The following is an 18,620-nucleotide window of genomic DNA, read 5'->3' on the forward strand; positions in this document are numbered from 1 at the left end:
CCCACTCCACTCGATGACAACAATGTGACGGAGAATGACGCGGTGCAGCGCAAGCGCAAGCATTGTCATCGCACCGGTGCGCGCATTGGTCGAAAATGTCGGCTGCTGTTGCTCAAAGGCAACGTATTTGCGCGCGGCGGGCTAGTCGGCGAGCAGTGGAACCCCCGGATAAGCCTCCAGCACCGGACCGAGCGCCGCCTTGAGCGGGTCGAGCCATGCGTCATAGGGGCGCCATTGATCGACGCCGTCGCGGTTGATGGGGCGGCGCACCTGTTCGCTCGATGCGGTACGCACGGCGCGATCATTGGCGTAAAAGGCCAGGCAGGCCTCCTCGAACGGGACGTTCAGATAGGAGAGCATCGCGCGAACCTCGCCCTCCGGATCGTCGAGCAGCGCCTCGTGGATCACGCGGTGAACCCGACCCGGCTGGACCGCGTCGATATGCGCCATCAGGCGGACATAGTCGCGATAATAGGCACCGATATCCTCCAGCCCATAGCTGAACGCCTGACCCTTGGCGAAATGCTGGCGAAAGTTCGACCAGCAGCAATCGAGCGGGTGGCGCCGAGCATCGATGATCTTGGCGCCGGGCAGGGTCAGGCGAATGAAGGGCAGGTAAAGCCAGTTGTTCGGAAGCTTGTCGATATAGAAGGGCTTGTCCGTTTTGCGCTGGACTGCAGTGCGCGCCAGGAATTGCCGGCCGAGGTCGGCCAGCGCATCGGAGGGCAGATCGGCCAGTGCTTCGACCCAGCGACGCGGGTCGCCCTTCGCATCGCGCCCGAGGCTGAGCGCCAGCGCTGGAATATCAGGCAATTCCATCGTGCCTTCGATCGCACTATGGCTTGCCAGAATTTGCTCGATCAGCGTTGAACCCGCGCGCGGCAGGCCGAGGACGAAAATCGGATCGGGATCGGGCGCGCCCGCACCGGCCATTGCCGCAAAGCGTTCGGCCGGAAAATGGGCGATGATGGCATCGACCGTGGCGTGCGTATCTGCCGGATCATAGCCGAGTTGCGCCGACCGGATCGCATTGCCTGCTGCGTAGTGACGAAAGGCTGCGGCATGATCGCCGGCATCGTCATAGGCCTTGCCAAGCGCGAAGTGCAGATGGAGCCGGTCGTCCGCGCGCGCCTCGTCCGTTGGCGCCGCATCGACGAGCGCAGCTTCCATGGCGGATCGGTCGGCGGCGTCGAACCGAATGGTCTTCAGATTGGCGAGGCTCCACCAGATTTCGCCCAGCCCGGGATCGGTGGCGAGCGCATGGCGATAGGCCGCGATGCTGTCGTCCTGCCGCCCGACCGTCTTGAGCATATGACCATAGCTCATCCACAATTTGGCGTGGCCGGGAAAGCGGCGGGTCAATTCTTCGTACAGCGCGATCGCTTCGTCATAGCCGCCGATACGGCCGAGGGCGGCGGCCTTCAGATTGGCGTGGGCCGGATTGTCGGGATCGTCGCCGAGCACGGAATCGAGCGCCGCGACGGCTTCCGCAAAGCGATTCTGCTTGTAATAGACCGTCGCCAGATTGGCGCGGGCGGCGCCGAACCCCGGCGCGAGTTCGACCGCCCGCATCAGCAGCTTTTCGGCATCGCCATAACGGCCGATACGCCCGGCGACCTCGGCCAGCATGCGGATCGCCGCGACATCGGTGGCGTCGTCGCGCAGGCGTCCGCGCAGCGCGGCCTCGGCATCGGGCAGCCGATCTTCGGCGAGGGCGAGCGCCGCCGCGATCATCTCGGGATCGTGGATCGCCGCGCCAACGGCGTCGAGCGCGGCCGCCTGCGCCTCTTCCTCGCGTCCGAGCGCGCGCAGCGCGTGCGCAGCAAGGCGGTGGGCGGCGGCCGATGTCGGAACAACCTCGATAATCGCCTGCGCCTGCGCCAGCGCCGCCGCAGGCTGACCCGCCAGCAGATGCCGGGCGTTGGCGAGCGCCTGATCGTGCGTGACGGTCGCCAAGCCCGCGCGCCTCAGCTCTTGGACCGGGCCTTGGCGATGGCGCGCTTCAGCGTGTCATAGCCCACTTGGCCTTGGAGCAGTTGGTTGCCGACGACCCAGGTCGGGGTTGCATTGAGCTGAAGCTGGGTTGCGATCGCGAGGTTCGCGTCGAGTTCGCGCTGGAACAGCGCCTCGTTCGCGGTCGCGTCGGCGCTGCCGTCGGTGACGACGCCCGCGCGCTGCGCCGCGGCGGCGATCGCCGACGGATCGAGCGAGCTCGCTGCGAACATCGCGTGGTGGAAAGCGTCATACTTGCCCTGCCGCGCGGCGGCGAGCGCCATCAGCGCGGCATCGCGGCTTTGCGGCGAGATGATCGGCAATTCGCGGAACACGACCTTGAGCCGCTTGTCCTCGCGGACCAGCCGGTCGACGTCGGGCACGCTCGCCCGGCAGAAGCCGCAGGCATAGTCGGTGAAGACGACCAGTGTGACGTCGCCGTCGGCATTGCCCGCCCAGGCGCCGGCATAGGGCTTTTCGAGTGCGGGGCGGATCGCGTCGATGGCCTTCGCCATTTCGCGGTCGCGCTGCGCCTCCAGCGCCTCGGGGATGATTTCGGGATTGGCGCGAATATAGTCGCCGACGATCGTCTCGACCTCGCTCTTGCTCATGCCGCCGCCGAAGCGGCCGCCAAGCCAGAAGGTCGCGCCGAGCAGTGCGAGCGCGGCGATGCCGCCGATCAGCAGGGTGCGCGTCGATACGCCGTCCATCATTCCTCCCTGGCGCTGCGGCAAACGGCCCGCGGTCATCGCCTTGGCGCGCGCGGGCTTGGGTTTGGCCGGGGCTGCGACATGCGGGGTGCGATCATCGTCCGACACGGCGGCTATCGCCGCCGCTTTGGCTTGCGTTTCGGCCAAGGTCGCGGGGATCGCCTCGCCGGCAAAGAGGGGGAGGTCGCCCGCATTCCGGGCGTCGGCGGCGCGCGCCTCTGCCTCTTCGCGCGCGAGCAATTGTTCGAGCCCCGAGGGCGGCGGCGCAAGCTCTTCGGCAGCCGGGCGCAGCTTGTTCGCGGCATCGCCGATGCCGTCCTTGCCGGCGCGCGCAACCTGACCTATCCCGGCCTTCGTCTTGCCCGCAACCTCGCCGATCCCGCGTCCGGCTTCGCTGGAAATTTTCGCGACCTTGTCGCCCAGCGCCATCTTGCCCCACGCCTCGCCGCTCGCGCTCGCCGCGCTGCGCGCTGCCTTCGCCGATCCGCGTCCGACCGCACGCGCGGCCCGCGCGGCGCCGCGGCCCGAACGCTGCGCAAGGTCGCGCGTCCGCCGCGGTATCTCCATCGCCTCGACGCGCGCGGGGATATCGGCGCGTTCGCCGACATCGATCGTCCAGTCGGCAAAGGCCGCAGCGCCGTGCCGGATCGCACTCCACAGCCGCGCCGCGCCGGCCTTCAACTGCTCCCCCGTGACGCGCGGATCGCGCGCCGGGGCGGGCTTCGGCGTATAGCGGCCGACGTCGATGCCGACGGGCGGGGCGTCCTTCGGCTTTGCCAGTCCCTCGTCGGCGCGCGGCAGGGGCTCGGGCGCCGGCGACGGGTCGCGCAACCACGGCTGATAATATTCGTCTTTCTTGTCTGTCACTTGTCGCCCTTGTGCATTCGCGAAATTGCGATGCATCCCCGAATTTCGTCGTGAATCTAGCGCCGTTTGCGCGTCCGTTCTACCTCGGCGCGCGCAACCATCGAAATATCCTGTGCACGAATCCAGTCGGGCGACCCTTGCGGCAGGCCCTGCATCGCCATTTCGGCATTACGCAGCGCGAGCATCGGCTGTCCACCCTCGAGACTGTAGCGTTCCGCCGAGGCGAGCGCCGCGCGCGCCTGATCGCCGCGGTTCGCATAGACGATGCCGAGCTGATACCAGGCGAACGGATTCTCGTTATCGAGCGCGACGGCGGTTTTCAGCACCTTTTCGGCCTCTGGGAAATTGGCCGGATCCTCGGTCGCGATCAGCGCATGGCCGAGCGTTGAGGCGATCAGCGGCTGCGATTTCGAATTGGCGACCGCTTTGCGCAGCGGCGGGATCGCTTCCTTGGGCCGCCCGGATTCGAGCAAGACCTGGCCTTCGAGCTCGAGGAAATACGGGTCTTCGGGATTGGTGGCGATCAGGGCGTCGACCTCGTCCAGCGCCTTTTGCGGATAGGCGCTCTTGTGCCAGGCGTAAGCACGGGCGTAGCGCGCGGGCACGCTCTTGTCGCTTTCGGGATATTTGCGCAGCGTCCGCTCGGGCTCTTCCATATAGCCGAGCAGCTTGGCCTTCACGCGCTGAAAGCGGGCTTCGAGCTGGGGATCGCTTGGCTTGTCCCACGCCGGATCGACGACATAGACTTCGCGGAGCGCCTGGATGCGATCGCCCGACAGCGGGTGCGTGCGGCTGTAGGCCTGATCATCATCCTGTTTGACGGCGTAGCGGAATTCGAGATTCTGCAGCTTCTTGAAGAAATCGAGGCTGCCTTTGCCGCTGATCCCTGCCTTCGACAGATATTGCGCACCGGCGGCGTCGGCGGTCGCTTCCTGAACCCGGCTGAACGCCAGATATTTGCCGAGCGCGGCCTGTTGCCCCGCCATCATGATGCCCATACCGGCATCGCCGCCGCCCGCCGCGATCGCCGCGGCGCCGAGCAGCAGGCTGAGCAGCGAGATGCCCGTTGCCGTCTTGGCGCCGTCGCTGGCGCGGATGGCGTGGCCGCCCATGATATGGCCGAGCTCGTGGGCGAGTACGCCCTGCACTTCGTTGGCGCTGTCGGCGGTCTCGATCAGACCGCTAAAGACATAGATGTCCTGACTGCCCGCCACGAACGCGTTGATGCTGCGATCGCCGAGCAGGTGGACGCGCACCTGTCCGGGACGCAGCCCCGCCGCGACGAGCAGCGGATCGACCATGTCCTGGAACAGCGCCTCGGTTTCGGCGTCGCGCAGCATCGACTGCGCCATCACCGGCCGCGCAGCAACCGCCACCATGGCGACGAGCGTCAGCAGCAGGCGCAGCGCGGCGCGCCAGGCGCCCGGCCGGGCCAGGATGTGGGACGGGGATGGCGCGATCATCGCCGCCCGTCTTGCGCCGCGCGTCTGAACCTCGAATGAAGCCATGGAGACTTATTGGGGCGCCAGCCGCGCGGGCGCAAGGTGCGTGATGGCCGCTACTGCGGCGCCTGTCCGAAAAAAGGGCCCCCGCTTGCGCGAGGGCCCGTCTTTTCATGCAATTCAGGCCCGTCAGTTGCCGAAGGTGCGCTGCCACCAGCCGCGACGGGGTCCGCCCTCAGGGGCGTCGCCTTCGGCGTCGGCAGGGATGGCTTCGACCGTGGAATCGCCCTGCGGAGCGCTTGCGGTTGCTTCGGCGGGCTGCGCTTCGGCGGCGGCCGCCTTCTTGCTGCGGCTCGCGCGCTTTTTCGGCGCGGGCTTGGCGGGTTCTGCTTCCTCTACCGGCACGTCGGCGACAGGAGCCTCGGGCGCTTCGCTGCTTGCGTCGGCGGCTTCGACCGCGGCCGCTTCGGCAGCGATCGCCGCCTTGGTCTTGCGCGGCGCGCGTTTGCGCTTCGGCTTTTCGTCAGCCGCAGGGGCTTCGGGGGCGGGGGCTTCGACGGCTTCCGGTTCGGGCGCAGTCGTGTCCGCGTCGCCTGCCTCGGCCTCGACGGCTTCGGCCTCGACCTTCTTTCGACCGCGGCCGCCGCGGCGGCGACGCGGCTTGGCTTCGCCTTCCTCGCTCGCTTCGGCGGCTACGGGTTCGGCCGCACCATCGGCGCCGGCTTCGTCGTCGCCGTCGCCGTCGGTTTCCTCGGCCTCTTCGGAAGCCGTTTCGCCCTCGGCGGTTTCGTTGCCCTCGTCATCGCGGCGACCGCGACGACCGCGGCGGCGACGCCGGCGGCGCTTGTTGCGTCCGCCTTCGCCATCGGCATCGCCCTCTTCACGCTCGCGTTCGCGGCGCGCGGGGCGTTCGGCTTCTTCTTCCTCTTCTTCGATATCCTCTTCGTCGACGATATCGTCGTCATCATCATCCTCGATCGGCGCGATCGGGGCGAAGCTGCGGCGCTGAACGGGCGGCGGGCCGCCGACCTCGATCGCCATGCGCGCGCCTTCGGTTTCGCCGTCGGGCAGGATTTCGACGCTGACGCCGTACAGATCCTCGATATCGCGCAGTTCGCGGCGCTTTTCGTTGAGGAGATAGAAGGTCGCTTCCTGGCTCGCGCGCAGGATGATCTTGCTGCCCTTGCCGCGTGCGGCTTCCTCTTCGATCAGGCGCAGCGCGCTGAGACCCGCCGACGATGCGGTGCGGACGAGGCCGGTGCCTTCGCAATGCGGGCAGGGGCGCGTCGACGCTTCGAGCACGCCGGTGCGCAGCCGCTGGCGGCTCATTTCCATCAGGCCGAAGCCCGAGATGCGGCCGACCTGGATGCGCGCGCGGTCATTCTTGAGCGCATCCTTCATCGCGCGCTCGACCTTGCGGACGTTCGAGCCATGATCCATGTCGATGAAGTCGATGACGATCAGGCCCGCCATGTCGCGCAGGCGGAGCTGGCGGGCGATTTCGTGTGCCGCCTCAAGGTTGGTGCTGAGCGCGGTCTGTTCGATATTATGCTCGCGCGTCGAGCGGCCCGAGTTGATGTCGATCGACACCAGCGCCTCGGTCGGGTTGATGACCAGATAGCCGCCCGATTTCAACTGGACGACCGGATTGAGCATCCCCGCAAGCTGATCCTCGACGCCATAGCGCTGATACAGCGAAACGGGGTCGGCATATTGCTTCACGCGCCGGGCGTGGCTGGGCATCAGCAGCTTCATGAACTGCTTCGCCGCCTTATAGCCCTCTTCGCCCTCGACGAGCACTTCCTCGATGTCGCGGTGATAGATGTCGCGGATCGCGCGCTTCACAAGGTCGCTGTCCGAATGGATCAGCGCCGGCGCGCTCGACCCCAGCGTCTTTTCGCGAATCTCGTCCCACAGCCGGGCGAGATAGTCGAAGTCGCGCTTGATCTCGGTCTTGGTGCGGCTCATCCCCGCGGTGCGGACGATGCAGCCCATCGACGGCGGCAGGTTGAGCTCGTCGATCATCGCCTTCAATTTGCGGCGATCGGCGCCGTTCGAAATCTTGCGGCTGATCCCGCCGCCGTGCATCGTGTTCGGCATCAGCACGCAATAGCGGCCGGCCAGCGACAGATAGGTGGTCAGCGCCGCACCCTTGTTGCCGCGCTCTTCCTTGACGACCTGCACCAGCATCACCTGGCGGCGACGGATGACGTCCTGAATCTTGTACTTGCGGCGCAGCGACATGCGGCTTTCGCCATTTTCATCCTCGTCGCGGCGTCCGCGTCCGCGGCCGCCCTTGCGACCCCGGCTCCGCCCGCGGCCCCGTCGACCCTTGTCGTCGCGATCGTCGCGCGATTCTTCGCCATCTTCGCCGTCGGCGTCGTCCGCGGAATCTTCGCCGCCATCGTCGTCGCTGTCCTCGCCGATGGTTTCGGGGGCCGCAACGGCGGCGTCATCGTCGCCGGGTTCCTCGACATCGGCGACATCGCCTTCCAGCTCGTCGAGGTCTTCCTCGGCGCGCATCGCGGCTTCGGCGGCATGCTCCGCCTCTTCGCGCAGCAAGGCTTCGCGGTCTTCCTTCGGGATCTGGTAATAGTCGGGGTGGATTTCGCTGAAGGCCAGGAAGCCGTGGCGATTGCCGCCATATTCCACGAACGCCGCCTGCAGCGACGGTTCGACGCGGGTTACCTTGGCCAGATAGATATTGCCCTTGAGCTGCTTGTGCTCGGCGGACTCGAAATCAAACTCCTCGATGCGGTTTCCCTTGGTGACGGCGACCCGGGTTTCTTCCCGGTGCCGCGCGTCGATCAACATGCGCGTGGTCATTATTATCACTCCAGGCGCGCCGCAGCGCGCCAAACAAAAAGGCCGCCGCCGCCCGTGGAGGGCGGCTGCGGTCGATAGGGTTCAAACGGAAAAAGACGTTATTGCCGCGCGTGGCCCGCGTCCGGTCCTGGACGCGCATGCGGTCTTCCGTCACGTCGACGCGCGGCGCAAATGCGACCGCGTCGGCATGGGAAGAGGGCATGGCAAGCCTCATACGGCATCAACCTGTTACGGGGTGACCGTTATGGCAGGCGACGCTGGAATGGGGTCGGCCGCCGCCCGGTCATCCGGGTGGACTGACGGACATGTCTTTCCCCGCATGTCCGGCGCCGGGGAGGCCATGAACCGCGAATCGCGCGGGTCAGCCTTTCCCCTCAAAAGGCCGGACGGGATCGGGTCGGACACCGTCAGTGTGTCGGGTGCTAGCATCGGCACGGACCAACGGCAACCCAAAGCACGGCAGACACATGGGAATGTTCGCGCACGCCGACAAGGCGTTTTGCGCAATTCGTGCTGAATCGCCCGTTAACCGTGCCGGTTGACCGCGATTTGACGGGCAATGGCTAATGGCTGGTTCATCCTTTTTTGCGGCCGGAGCCCTTATGTTTTCGAATAAGCGCTGGACCATCGCGCGCCGGGGGCGGCATAACCGGGCGATGGGCCTGATCCTTGTCCTGATCGCGACGATCCTGTCGATACCGGCGGCGATCGCGGGCGATATTCGCGCGGTCGAAATCGGCGACCGCGAGGTGACGCTGCGCTTTGCCGACGTCGTCGCGGGCGCGTCGGCCTTCGTCCTCGCCGGACCCGACCGCATCGCGCTCGACATTCTGGGCGCAGATCCCGGCCGTTCGCCGCAGGGCAGCGGCCTTGTCAGCGCCGTGCGTCAGGGGCGGCCGGCCGCCGATACGGCGCGCGTCGTGCTCGATCTGGCGCGGCCCGCGGTGGTCACCGACGCGCGCTTCGCCGCCGACGGGCGCAGCCTGTCGCTGCGCTTGCGTCCCGTCTCGGCCGACGAGTTCGAACGCGCCGCCAAGACGCCGCGCACCGAATGGCAGCCGCCTCTCAACTTTCGCGCCAAGCCCCCCGAAAAGCGCTACAGCGTCACCGTGCCGATCGGCGCACCCAAGCCGGCGCCGGCGCTGCCCAAGATCGAGGGGCCGAATAATCCACGCCTGCCGCTCGTCGTCATCGACGCCGGCCATGGCGGGCACGATCCGGGCGCGATTTCGCCGCACAGCGGCAAGCGCGAAAAAGATATCACGCTGGGGATTGCGCGCGCGATCCGCGACGATCTGATCGCCAGCGGCCGCGTCCGCGTTGCGCTCACCCGCTCCGACGACCGCTTTCTGGTGCTCGAGGAACGCTATGGCATCGCGCGGCGGCTGAAGGCCGACCTGTTCATTTCGATCCACGCCGACGCGGCCGAGAATGAAGAGGCGCATGGCGCGTCGGTCTATACTTTGTCCGAAGTCGCCTCCGACCGCGAGGCGGCGCGGCTTGCGGCGCGCGAGAACAAGGCGAATATCATCAACGGCGTCGATCTGGGCGCGCACAGCGGCGAAGTCTCGTCGATCCTGCTCGACCTGACGCAGCGCGAGACGATGAATGTCGCGTCCGATTTCGCCCGTCTGCTCCAGCGTGAGGCGGCGGACGATGTCACCTTCCGCACCACCGCGCACCGTTTTGCATCCTTCGTCGTGCTCAAGGCCCCCGATACGCCGTCGATCCTGTTCGAAACCGGCTTCATCTCGAACAAGGATGATTCGGAATTTCTGGCTTCGGCGGCGGGGCAGAAAAAGGTCGCGCGCGGCGTCCGCGACGCCATCCAGGTTCATTTTGCGCGGCAGATCGCCGCCGTCGGCCGCTGAACCAAAAAGTTAGTCTTGACTAACTTTTTGCGGGCGCGCAGCTTCCGTCCCGTTCGCGGCGGGAGAGTGGCATGGCGACGGCAGAAGCAGGGTGGAGCAACTGGTCGGGCAGCGTGAGTGCTCCAGCCAGGGTGGCACGACCGACGAACGAGGCGGCGCTTTCCGCGCTGGTGCGCGAGGCCGCCAAGGTGCGCGCGGTCGGCGCCGGGCACAGCTTCATGCCGCTATGCCGGTCGGACGAACTGATCGTCAGCCTCGACGCGATGACGGGCGAGCTCAGTATCGCCCCCGATCGTCAGACCGCGCGCATCCCGGCAGGATGGAGCATCAAGCGGCTGACCGAGGCGCTGTGGCAGCACGGCCTTGCGCTCGCCAACCAGGGCGATGTCAATCCGCAGGCGCTGGCGGGCGCGATGGCGACGGGCACGCACGGGACCGGCGTCGATCTCGGCTCGCTGTCGACCTTTGCGCGGGGCTTCCGGCTGATCGGCGCCGACGGCACGGCGCGCTGGTGCGACGCGCAGGAAAACCCCGATCTGTTCGCGGCGCAGCGGCTGTCGCTCGGGCTGTTCGGCATCGCGACCGAGATCGAGGTTGCCGTCGTCCCTGCCTTTCATCTGGTCGAACGGATCGAGAAAAGGCGCTGGGACGAAATCCGCGAAAGCTATGACGAGCTTGCCGAACGCCACCGTCACATCGAATTCTGGATCTTTCCGCACGCCGAGCATGTGATCCTGAAGACGTTGACGCCGTGCGACCCGTGCGATCCGCCGCGCTCGACGAGCGATGTCGACGAAAGCGCGTTCCGCCGCGCGCTCGACATCGCGGCCTTCGCGCCCTTTCTGACCCCGCTGCTCCAGCGCGCGATGATGAAGACGCGCTTCGACGGCGAGCGACGCGGCCCCGCGCACAGCATCTTTCCGTCCGACCGCACGATCCGTTTCGAGGAAATGGAATATGAACTGCCGCGCGCCGCGGGCCTCGCCGCGCTCGACGCCGTGATCGGCTGGATTCGCGCCGGGCGTTTGCCCGTGACCTTTCCCTTCGAATATCGCACCGTCGCCGCCGACGATATCTGGATGAGCCCGATGAACGCCGGGCCGGTCGCCGCGATTTCGATGCACCAATATGCGAAAATGCCGTGGGCGGATCATTTTTCCGGTGCCGAGGCGATTTTCCGTGCGCATGGCGGGCGGCCGCATTGGGCGAAGCGCCACACGTTGACGCGCGCCGATGTCGACGCGCTCTATCCGATGGCCGAACGCTATCGCGCGGTCCGCCGCGCCGCCGATCCGCATGGCAAATTTCTGAACCCGCATCTGGAGGCGCTGTTTTCATGAGCGACGATCTGACCTTGCACGCCCATTTCGTCGGCCGGCAGGGGTCGCGCGCCGACCTCAATACGCCGGTACTCGTCCTCGATATCGACGCGCTCGACCGCAATATTGCGGCGATGGCCGGGCTGGCCGCTGCGCGCGGCATCGGCCTCAGGCCCCATGCCAAGACCCACAAGAGCGTCGATATCGCGAAGCGCCAGCTTGCGGCGGGCGCCGCCGGGGTCTGCTGCGCGAAGATCGGCGAGGCGGAGGCGCTTGCCGATGGCGGCATCACCGGCATCCTCATCACCTCGCCGGTCGCCGCGCCGCACGCGATCGAGCGGCTTGCGGCGCTGGCGACGCGGGCGGACGGGTTGATGGCGACGGTCGATCATCCCGATGTCGCGCGGCGGATCGATGCCGCGCTTGCGGCGCAGGGCGCGACGCTGGACGTGTTGATCGACATCGATCCCGGCATCGCGCGGACCGGCGTCGCCTCGCCCGAAAAGGCGGTCGACCTTGCGCGCGCCATCGCCGCGCTTCCGGCGCTGCGCTGGCGCGGCGTCCAATATTATTGCGGGTCGCAGCAACATATCGAGGATTATGCCGAGCGCCGCGCCGCGATCGTCGAGCGCACCGACTATCTGAAGACCGTGCTCGCCGCGCTTGCCGACGCGGATTTCGCGGCGGAAATCGTCAGCGGCTCGGGGACGGGAACGCACCATATCGACCTCGACCTCGGCGTCTTTACCGAGCTGCAGGCGGGCTCCTACGTCTTCATGGACAAGCAATATTGCGACTGCGATCTGACCGGCGACGGCGCGGTACCGTTCGAGGTTGCGCTCGGTGTCGATGCGCGCGTCGTCAGCGCCAATCATAGCGGTCTCGTCACCATCGATGCGGGGTTCAAATCGCTGTCGACCGACGGCGGGGTCGCCGTGGTCCGGCGCGGCGCGCCCACGGACAGCTTCTTCGCCTTCATGGGCGACGAACATGCCGCGCTGGTCGCGCCCGGCATCGGCGAACGGATGGCGCCGGGCGATCCGGTGACGCTGACCGTTCCGCACTGCGACCCGACCGTCAATCTCTATGACCATTATCATGTCGTCGCAGGCGACACGCTCGTCGCCATCTGGCCGGTCAGCGCGCGCGGCCGCGCGCGATGAGCGTCGCGGCGAAGGCGCCGCCGAAGCAGGACCGCGCGCGCGCCACCTATGACCGGCTGCTCGATGTCGCGGGCCTGCTCCTCGCCGAAGAGGGCATCGAACGCATTTCGACCAACCGGATTGCCGCCGAGGCGGGGCTGAGCCCGCCCGCGCTCTATCGCTATTTCGGCGACAAATATGCGGTTCTCGAAGCATTGGGCCGCCGGCTGATGGAGCGGCAGAATGCGGTGCTGGAGGCGTGGATCGAGCGGCACCGGCGCGGCGGCATCGCGGCGATGGCTGGCCATATCGGCGAACTGCTCGCCGAAACCGCCGCGGTGACGCGGGTCGAACCGGGCGCGGTGTGGACCTTGCGCGCGCTCCACGCGACCCCGCGGCTCGTCCATGTCCGGCTCGAATCGCATCGCCACGTCACCGACCGGCTGACCGATGCATGCGCTCCGCATTTGCCTGCTATTGGCCGGGACATGTTGTGGCGCCGGCTTCGCCTCGCGGTCGAGCTTGGCTTTGCCGCCGAAGAGATGACGAATGAAGAAGACTGCGTGCCGGCCGATGCCGTCCTTGCCGATGTTACCGCCATGCTGGGCGGACTGTTGCTCGACCTGACCCCCCTCCCGCAAGCGGGAGGGGTTGGGGGTGGGCCCGGACAGTCGGGTGGCCCACCCGGCTGCGATTAGCGAGCAAGCTCGCAAGTCTCGCTACCCCTCCCGCCTGCGGGAGGGGGATGCCCGACCACCGCAAGCCGCTTCCCTTTCGGCGAAGCAGGCTTTAGAGGCAGGCCAATCATGGTCGCCGACAGCACGTCCCACTTCCGTTACCGCCTGCGCCGCGACAGCAACGCCGTCATTGGCTGGTTCCGGCAGATGTGGACGCGGCGCTGGTTCCGCTGGCTCGGCTATCTTGCGCTGGCGGGCGTGGCCGCACTGGCGCTGCTGTGGGCGATATTCGCGCGTAACCTGCCTTCGGTCGACCAGCTGCGCGACTATCAGCCGCCGCTGCCGACGATGGTGCGCGACGGCGAGGGCAAGCCCGTCCACAGCTATGCACGCGAGCGCCGCGTCCAGCTGGAATATGCCGAATATCCCCAGCTTCTCGTCCGCGCCTTTCTCGCGGCCGAGGACCGCACCTTCTTCGAACATGGCGGGATCGACTATCCCGGCATCGCGACCGCGATCCTGACCAACCTGAAGCGCGACGGCCGTCCGGTCGGCGCGTCGACGATCACGCAACAGGTGGCGAAGAATCTGCTGCTGACGGGCGAGGTCAGCTATACTCGCAAGATTCGCGAGGCGATCCTCGCCAAGCGGATCGAGGCGGCGCTGACGAAGCAGCAGATCCTCGAACTGTATCTGAACGAAATTCCGCTCGGCCGTCGCAGCTTCGGCGTCCAGGCCGCGGCGCGCGCCTATTTCGACAAGGATGTCGATCAGCTCGCGCTTCACGAAATGGCCTTCCTCGCCATTTTGCCCAAGGCACCCGAAACCTACGGCCGCGCGCGCAATACCGACAAGGCGATCGCGCGGCGCAATTTCGTGCTTTCCGAAATGTTCCGCAACGGCTGGATCACCGCGGCGCAGCGCGACGCCGCGCAGGCGATGCCGCTCGGCCTCTCTGAAACGGGCAACAAGGCGGTCGCGCAGGTCGGCGGCTATTATATGGAAGAGGTGCGCCGCCAGCTGATCGACCAGTTCGGCGAGACCCCCGAGGACGGCCCCCTCAGCGTCTATGGCGGCGGGCTTTGGGTGCGCACCCCCTATGACGACAAGATGCAGCAGGCCGCGACCGGCGCGCTGCGCCGCGGCCTCGTCCGCTACGACACCGGCAAGGGCTGGTCGGGACCGATTGCGCGGATCGAGGCCGACGACAAATGGCGCAGCCGCCTCGCATCGAGCTTCATCGGCATCGACTATGACAATTGGCGCGTGGCCGCAGTGCTCGCCAAAACGGCCGGCGAGGCGCGCATCGGCTTTGCCGACGGCGAAGAGGGCCGCCTGCCCGCAGGCGCCGCGAGCATGGGCTATCGCAAGACGGGCGGCAGCGCCTTTTCGGCGATGCGCCCGGGCGACCTGATCGCGGTCAAGGCGACCGGGCCCGGCGTATATACGCTGAAGAACATCCCCGAAGTGTCGGGCGGCATGGTCGTCGAAAGCCCCCATTCGGGCCGCGTCTATGCGATGCAGGGCGGGTTCGACGTCCGCCTGTCGCCGTTCAACCGCGCGACCCAGGCCGAACGCCAGCCGGGGTCGACGATCAAGCCCTTCGTCTATGCGACGGCACTCGACAATGGCATGACGCCGGCGACGCTGATCGTTGACGGCCCCTTCTGCGTCTATCAGGGCGCGCGCTTCGGCAACAAATGCTTCCGCAACTTCGGCGGCGCGAGCGGCAGCGGCGAGCATACGATGCGCTGGGGCCTCGAACAGTCGCGCAACCTGATGACGGTCAGGACGGCGAGCCAGATCGGGATGGAACCGATCGTCGAAACGATCAAGACGATGGGGATCGGGACGCACGAACCCTATCTGTCGACCGCGCTCGGCGCCGGGTCGACGACGGTCGAAAAGATGGTCAACGCCTTTTCGATGCTCGCGAACCACGGCCGCGAGCTCAAGCCCCGACTGATCGACTATGTCCAGGATCGCCGCGGCAAGGTGATTTTCCCCAAGAACTGGAGGCCCTGCGAGGGGTGCAACAGCGACGATTGGGATGGCAAGCCGATGCCGCGCTTCACGCCGTCGGGCAAGCAACTGATGGACCCGATGACCGCCTATCAGGTCGTCCATATGCTCGAAGGTGTCGTCCAGCGCGGGACCGCGCAGGTGCTGCGCGATCTGAACGTGCCGCTGTTCGGCAAGACGGGGACGACCACCGGCCCGACCGACGTCTGGTTCGTCGGCGGCACCCCCGACGTCGTTGCCGGGCTCTACATGGGCTATGACCAGCCGCGCAGCATGGGCGGCTATGCGCAGGGCGGCAGCCTCGCCGCGCCGGTCTTCAAGCAATTCTTTCTCGAATCGCTGACCGACCGGCCGCCGGTGCCGTTCATAGCGCCGAAGAATATCCGTATGGTGCGTATCGACCGCCAGTCGGGCCGCCGTGTCTATGGCGCGTGGCCGGGGACCGATCCCAAGGCGGCGATCATCTGGGAAGCCTTCAAGCCCGAAAGCGAACCGCGCCGGACGATCCGCGAAGAAGAGATCAAGCCCGCCGCCTCCGCCAAGCGACCCGATGCGCCGGTACAGGAAGGCAATGGCCGGCGCAGCGACGCCGACTTCCTCGACGACCGCGGCGGTATCATCTGACGGCTTGCCTCGCGCGGCTGAGCCACTATGGCCGTCGCCTACAGTTTCAGGAGCAAAGACCATGCGCGCCGAAGCGCAGGATCATGTCGATACCATCAACGCCGCGCTGGCGCTCTTGCGCCGTTTCCTTGACTGGGACCGCGCGGTGCGCCGCCTCGACGAACTCAATGCGAAGGTCGAGGACCCGACGCTTTGGGACAATCCCAAGGCGGCGCAGGATGTCATGCGCGAACGCCGCCGTCTCGACGAGGCGATCACCGCGACGCGGTCGATCGAAAAGGAGATGGGCGATACGGTCGAACTGATCGAGCTTGCCGAGATGGAGGGCGACGAGGCGCTGGTCGATGACGCGGTGCAGTCGCTCGCCACGCTGGCGGCGCGCGCCGAAGAGGACAAGATCAAGGCACTGCTCGCGGGCGAGGCCGACAGCTATGACTGCTATATCGAGGTTCACGCCGGCGCCGGCGGCACCGAAAGCCAGGACTGGGCCGAAATGTTGCAGCGCATGTATATGCGCTGGGCCGAAAAGCGCGGCATGAAGGTCGAACTGATCGAGTATCAGGCGGGCGAACAGGCGGGCATCAAATCGGCGACGATGCTGGTCAAGGGCGAGAATGCCTATGGCTATGCGAAGACTGAAAGCGGCGTTCACCGCCTCGTCCGCATTTCGCCCTACGACAGCTCGGCGCGCCGCCACACCAGCTTTTCCAGCGTCTGGGTCTATCCGGTGATCGACGACAATATCGAGATCGAGATCAACGAAGGCGACCTCAAGATCGACACCTATCGTGCTTCGGGCGCGGGCGGGCAGCACGTCAACACGACCGATTCGGCGGTGCGTATCACGCACATCCCGACCGGCATCGTCGTCGCGAGCCAGAACGACCGGTCGCAGCACAAGAACCGCGCGACCGCGATGGGCATGCTGAAGGCGCGAATGTACGAGGCGGAGCTCCAGAAGCGCGAAGCCGCGGCTTCGGGCGAATATCAGGCCAAGACCGAAATCGGCTGGGGCCACCAGATCCGCTCCTATGTCCTCCAGCCCTATCAGCTGGTGAAGGATTTGCGCACCGGCGTGACCTCGACTGCGCCCTCCGACGTGCTCGACGGCGCGCTCGATCCCTTCATGGCGGCGGCGCTGTCGCAGAAGGTGACGGGCGAAAAGGTCGAGGTGGAGGATATCGACTGATGCGCCGCCGCGCGGCCCGGCCTGCGGCACTGCCGCTGTTCGCCGCGCTGGCTGCGCTGTCGCTGCTCGGGGGATGCAACGCGCCGTGGAGCGACAATAGCGACCGTCCCGAAACCGCGCGCGACTTTCCGCCCGCCGACCGTCCGGTCGCGCCGATCACCTCGACCAAATGGTCGACCGAAGAGGCGCGCGACCGCGTCAACGAAGCCGACGACATCATGGATTCAGCCGACGTGCGCCCCGGCATGACCGTGGCCGACATCGGCGCCGGCGATGGCTATTATACAGTGCGGCTCGCGCCACGGGTCGGCCAGTCGGGCCGCGTTCTGGCGCAGGATATCCAGCCCGAAGTGATCGAGCGGCTCGCCGACCGTGTCGCGCGCGAACGGCTCGATAACGTGTCGCTCAAACTTGGTGCGGTCGACGATCCGCGCCTGCCCGCGGCCAGCTTCGACCGCGTGTTCATGGTCCATATGTATCACGAGATCGGCGAGCCCTATGCCTTTCTGTGGCGCCTGCGCCCGGCGCTGCGCCGGGACGGGCAGGTGATCGTCGTCGACGGCGATCGTCCGATCGCCCAGCATGGCACACCCTTTCGCCTGCTCGTCTGCGAATTCGAGGCGGTGGGCTTCAAGCTTCTGTCCTATGACGACAAGGCGCACGCGGGCGGCTATCTCGCGCGCTTTGTACCCGATGGTCAGCGCCCGGCGCCCAAAGCCATCAAGGTCTGCAAGAACCCCTAGGGTCCTGACCCTAGTAGACCAGCAGCCTGTCGTCGGCGCGCGCGTCGGCAAGGAAACTGACGAGGCCAGCGGCGCGCACCTGCGGCACCAGGTCGTTCGCCGTCATGCCCGCGAGCGCGAGGCCCGACTGACAGACGAACAGGTCGACATCCATCGCCATCGCCTCGGCGATCAGTGCGGCAAGCCCCGGCTGGCCGACCGCCTCGCGCGCGCTGTCGCCGGCAAAGGTGACGGGGGTACGCAGCAGCGCCGCCGCCTCGCCCTGCAGGAACAGCCGCGCCGGGCGGCCGAGCGCCGCGGCGGCGATCCCCGTCTCCAGCGCGGCATAGAAGCGCGCGCCGTCCCGGCTCGCGACGATGATGCTCAGGCGCTGCATATCGGACATGTCGGCTCCTTTGCGACACCGACCTCGCGCCAGCGGCGATCGAGCATGTCGAGGATGGCGAGGCGGCCGGTCAGCGGTTGGCCCCAGCCGGTCAGCGCGCGCACCGCTTCGAGCGCAGCCATCGCTCCGATCATTCCGGCGAGCGCGCCCATCACGCCCGCTTCGGCGCAGTTGATGCCGGGTCGGTCGGGGTCGTCGCCGACCAGACAGGCGTAGCAGGGGCTGTCGCCGCGCCAGCCTTCATAGAGCGCGATCTGTCCCTCGAACGCGCCGATGGCGGCGCTGAGCAGCGGAATCTCGCGCGCGACCGCCGCGCGGTTGACCGCGAGGCGGGTGGCGAAATTGTCGCATCCGTCGAGGATCAGGGTCGCATCGGCCAGCAGCGCTTCGGCATTGCCCGTATCGAGCCGCGCCTCGACCGCCACCGCTTCGACATGGGGGTTGATGCGCCGCGCGGCGTCTGCCGCGACGATCGCCTTGGGACGGCCGATATCGGCATCGGTAAACAGCGGTTGACGCTGCAGATTGGAAAGTTCGACGCGATCATCGTCGACGATCGTCAGTCTGCCGACCCCCGCTGCCGCCAGATAGGTGATCGCCGGACAGCCGATCCCGCCCGCGCCGATGAGCGCGACATGCGCCGCCTTCAGCTTCGCCTGCCCCGCGCCGCCGAATTGCGGCAGGATGATCTGGCGCGCATAGCGGTCGAGTTCGGCGTCGCTGAGCAAGACCTATTCGCCCGGCCGCCGCATCTTCATCGCCGCGAGCGACCCGACATTGGCGGGCGCATCCTGATCGCCCTCGCTCTGTT

At 67.1% G+C, this 18,620-nt stretch carries 13 protein-coding genes; 7 read left to right on the forward strand and 6 right to left on the reverse strand.

Annotated features, from left to right (window positions below; genetic code table 11):
- Positions 1-141: 141 nt before the first annotated feature.
- The 4 genes from EBMC1_RS13695 to EBMC1_RS13710 form a co-directional block, all read right to left on the reverse strand.
- The gene (locus EBMC1_RS13695; protein ID WP_003048701.1) at positions 142-1,956 is read right to left on the reverse strand and encodes a tetratricopeptide repeat-containing sulfotransferase family protein; all 1,815 of its coding nucleotides are present in this window, start codon (positions 1,954-1,956) and stop codon (positions 142-144) included.
- An 11-nt stretch (positions 1,957-1,967) separates the two neighbouring features.
- Positions 1,968-3,569 carry a DsbA family protein gene (locus EBMC1_RS17935; RefSeq protein ID WP_156001303.1) on the reverse strand — a complete coding sequence of 534 codons (1,602 nt, stop codon included), beginning with the start codon at positions 3,567-3,569 and terminating at the stop codon, positions 1,968-1,970.
- Between the two features lie 56 nt (positions 3,570-3,625).
- The gene (locus EBMC1_RS13705) at positions 3,626-5,032 is read right to left on the reverse strand and encodes a M48 family metalloprotease (protein WP_003048705.1); all 1,407 of its coding nucleotides are present in this window, start codon (positions 5,030-5,032) and stop codon (positions 3,626-3,628) included.
- A 168-nt stretch (positions 5,033-5,200) separates the two neighbouring features.
- Complete coding sequence (locus EBMC1_RS13710) at positions 5,201-7,837, reverse strand: Rne/Rng family ribonuclease (RefSeq protein ID WP_003048708.1); 2,637 nt, start codon at positions 7,835-7,837, stop codon at positions 5,201-5,203.
- A gap of 602 nt (positions 7,838-8,439) precedes the next feature.
- Between EBMC1_RS13710 and EBMC1_RS13715 the strand changes: the two genes are divergently transcribed.
- The 7 genes from EBMC1_RS13715 to EBMC1_RS13745 all read left to right on the forward strand — a co-directional run bounded on the left by EBMC1_RS13715 (position 8,440) and on the right by EBMC1_RS13745 (position 17,424).
- Positions 8,440-9,708, forward strand: a complete 1,269-nt coding sequence (locus tag EBMC1_RS13715; RefSeq protein WP_003048712.1) for an N-acetylmuramoyl-L-alanine amidase — start codon at positions 8,440-8,442, stop codon at positions 9,706-9,708.
- 71 nt (positions 9,709-9,779) lie between these two features.
- Entirely contained in the window at positions 9,780-11,048 is a 1,269-nt protein-coding gene (locus tag EBMC1_RS13720) for a D-arabinono-1,4-lactone oxidase (protein ID WP_040590385.1), read from the forward strand.
- A complete protein-coding gene (locus EBMC1_RS13725) occupies positions 11,045-12,190 on the forward strand; it encodes a DSD1 family PLP-dependent enzyme (protein ID WP_003048714.1) in 1,146 nt (381 codons plus the stop codon). The genes EBMC1_RS13720 and EBMC1_RS13725 overlap by 4 nt, the downstream gene beginning before the upstream one ends.
- Positions 12,187-12,867 carry a TetR/AcrR family transcriptional regulator gene (locus EBMC1_RS13730; RefSeq protein WP_003048715.1) on the forward strand — a complete coding sequence of 227 codons (681 nt, stop codon included), beginning with the start codon at positions 12,187-12,189 and terminating at the stop codon, positions 12,865-12,867. Before EBMC1_RS13725 ends, EBMC1_RS13730 begins: the two co-directional genes overlap by 4 nt.
- 108 nt (positions 12,868-12,975) lie before the next feature.
- Positions 12,976-15,492 (forward strand): penicillin-binding protein 1A, encoded by a 2,517-nt coding sequence (locus tag EBMC1_RS13735; protein ID WP_003048717.1) that lies wholly within the window; start codon positions 12,976-12,978, stop codon positions 15,490-15,492.
- Between the two features lie 61 nt (positions 15,493-15,553).
- A complete protein-coding gene (gene prfB / locus EBMC1_RS13740) occupies positions 15,554-16,681 on the forward strand; it encodes a peptide chain release factor 2 (protein ID WP_040590389.1) in 1,128 nt (375 codons plus the stop codon).
- Positions 16,681-17,424 carry a class I SAM-dependent methyltransferase gene (locus tag EBMC1_RS13745; RefSeq protein WP_003048721.1) on the forward strand — a complete coding sequence of 248 codons (744 nt, stop codon included), beginning with the start codon at positions 16,681-16,683 and terminating at the stop codon, positions 17,422-17,424. Before prfB ends, EBMC1_RS13745 begins: the two co-directional genes overlap by 1 nt.
- Before the next feature lie 10 nt (positions 17,425-17,434).
- Here EBMC1_RS13745 and EBMC1_RS13750 read toward each other — a convergent pair whose 3' ends face one another.
- A complete protein-coding gene (locus EBMC1_RS13750; RefSeq protein ID WP_231292930.1) occupies positions 17,435-17,809 on the reverse strand; it encodes a DsrE family protein in 375 nt (124 codons plus the stop codon).
- Entirely contained in the window at positions 17,788-18,537 is a 750-nt protein-coding gene (locus tag EBMC1_RS13755) for a HesA/MoeB/ThiF family protein (protein ID WP_003048725.1), read from the reverse strand. Before EBMC1_RS13755 ends, EBMC1_RS13750 begins: the two co-directional genes overlap by 22 nt.
- Positions 18,538-18,620 lie beyond the last annotated feature (83 nt).

The sequence above is a fragment of the Sphingopyxis sp. MC1 genome (assembly GCF_000371385.1).
Classification (GTDB): domain Bacteria; phylum Pseudomonadota; class Alphaproteobacteria; order Sphingomonadales; family Sphingomonadaceae; genus Sphingopyxis; species Sphingopyxis terrae.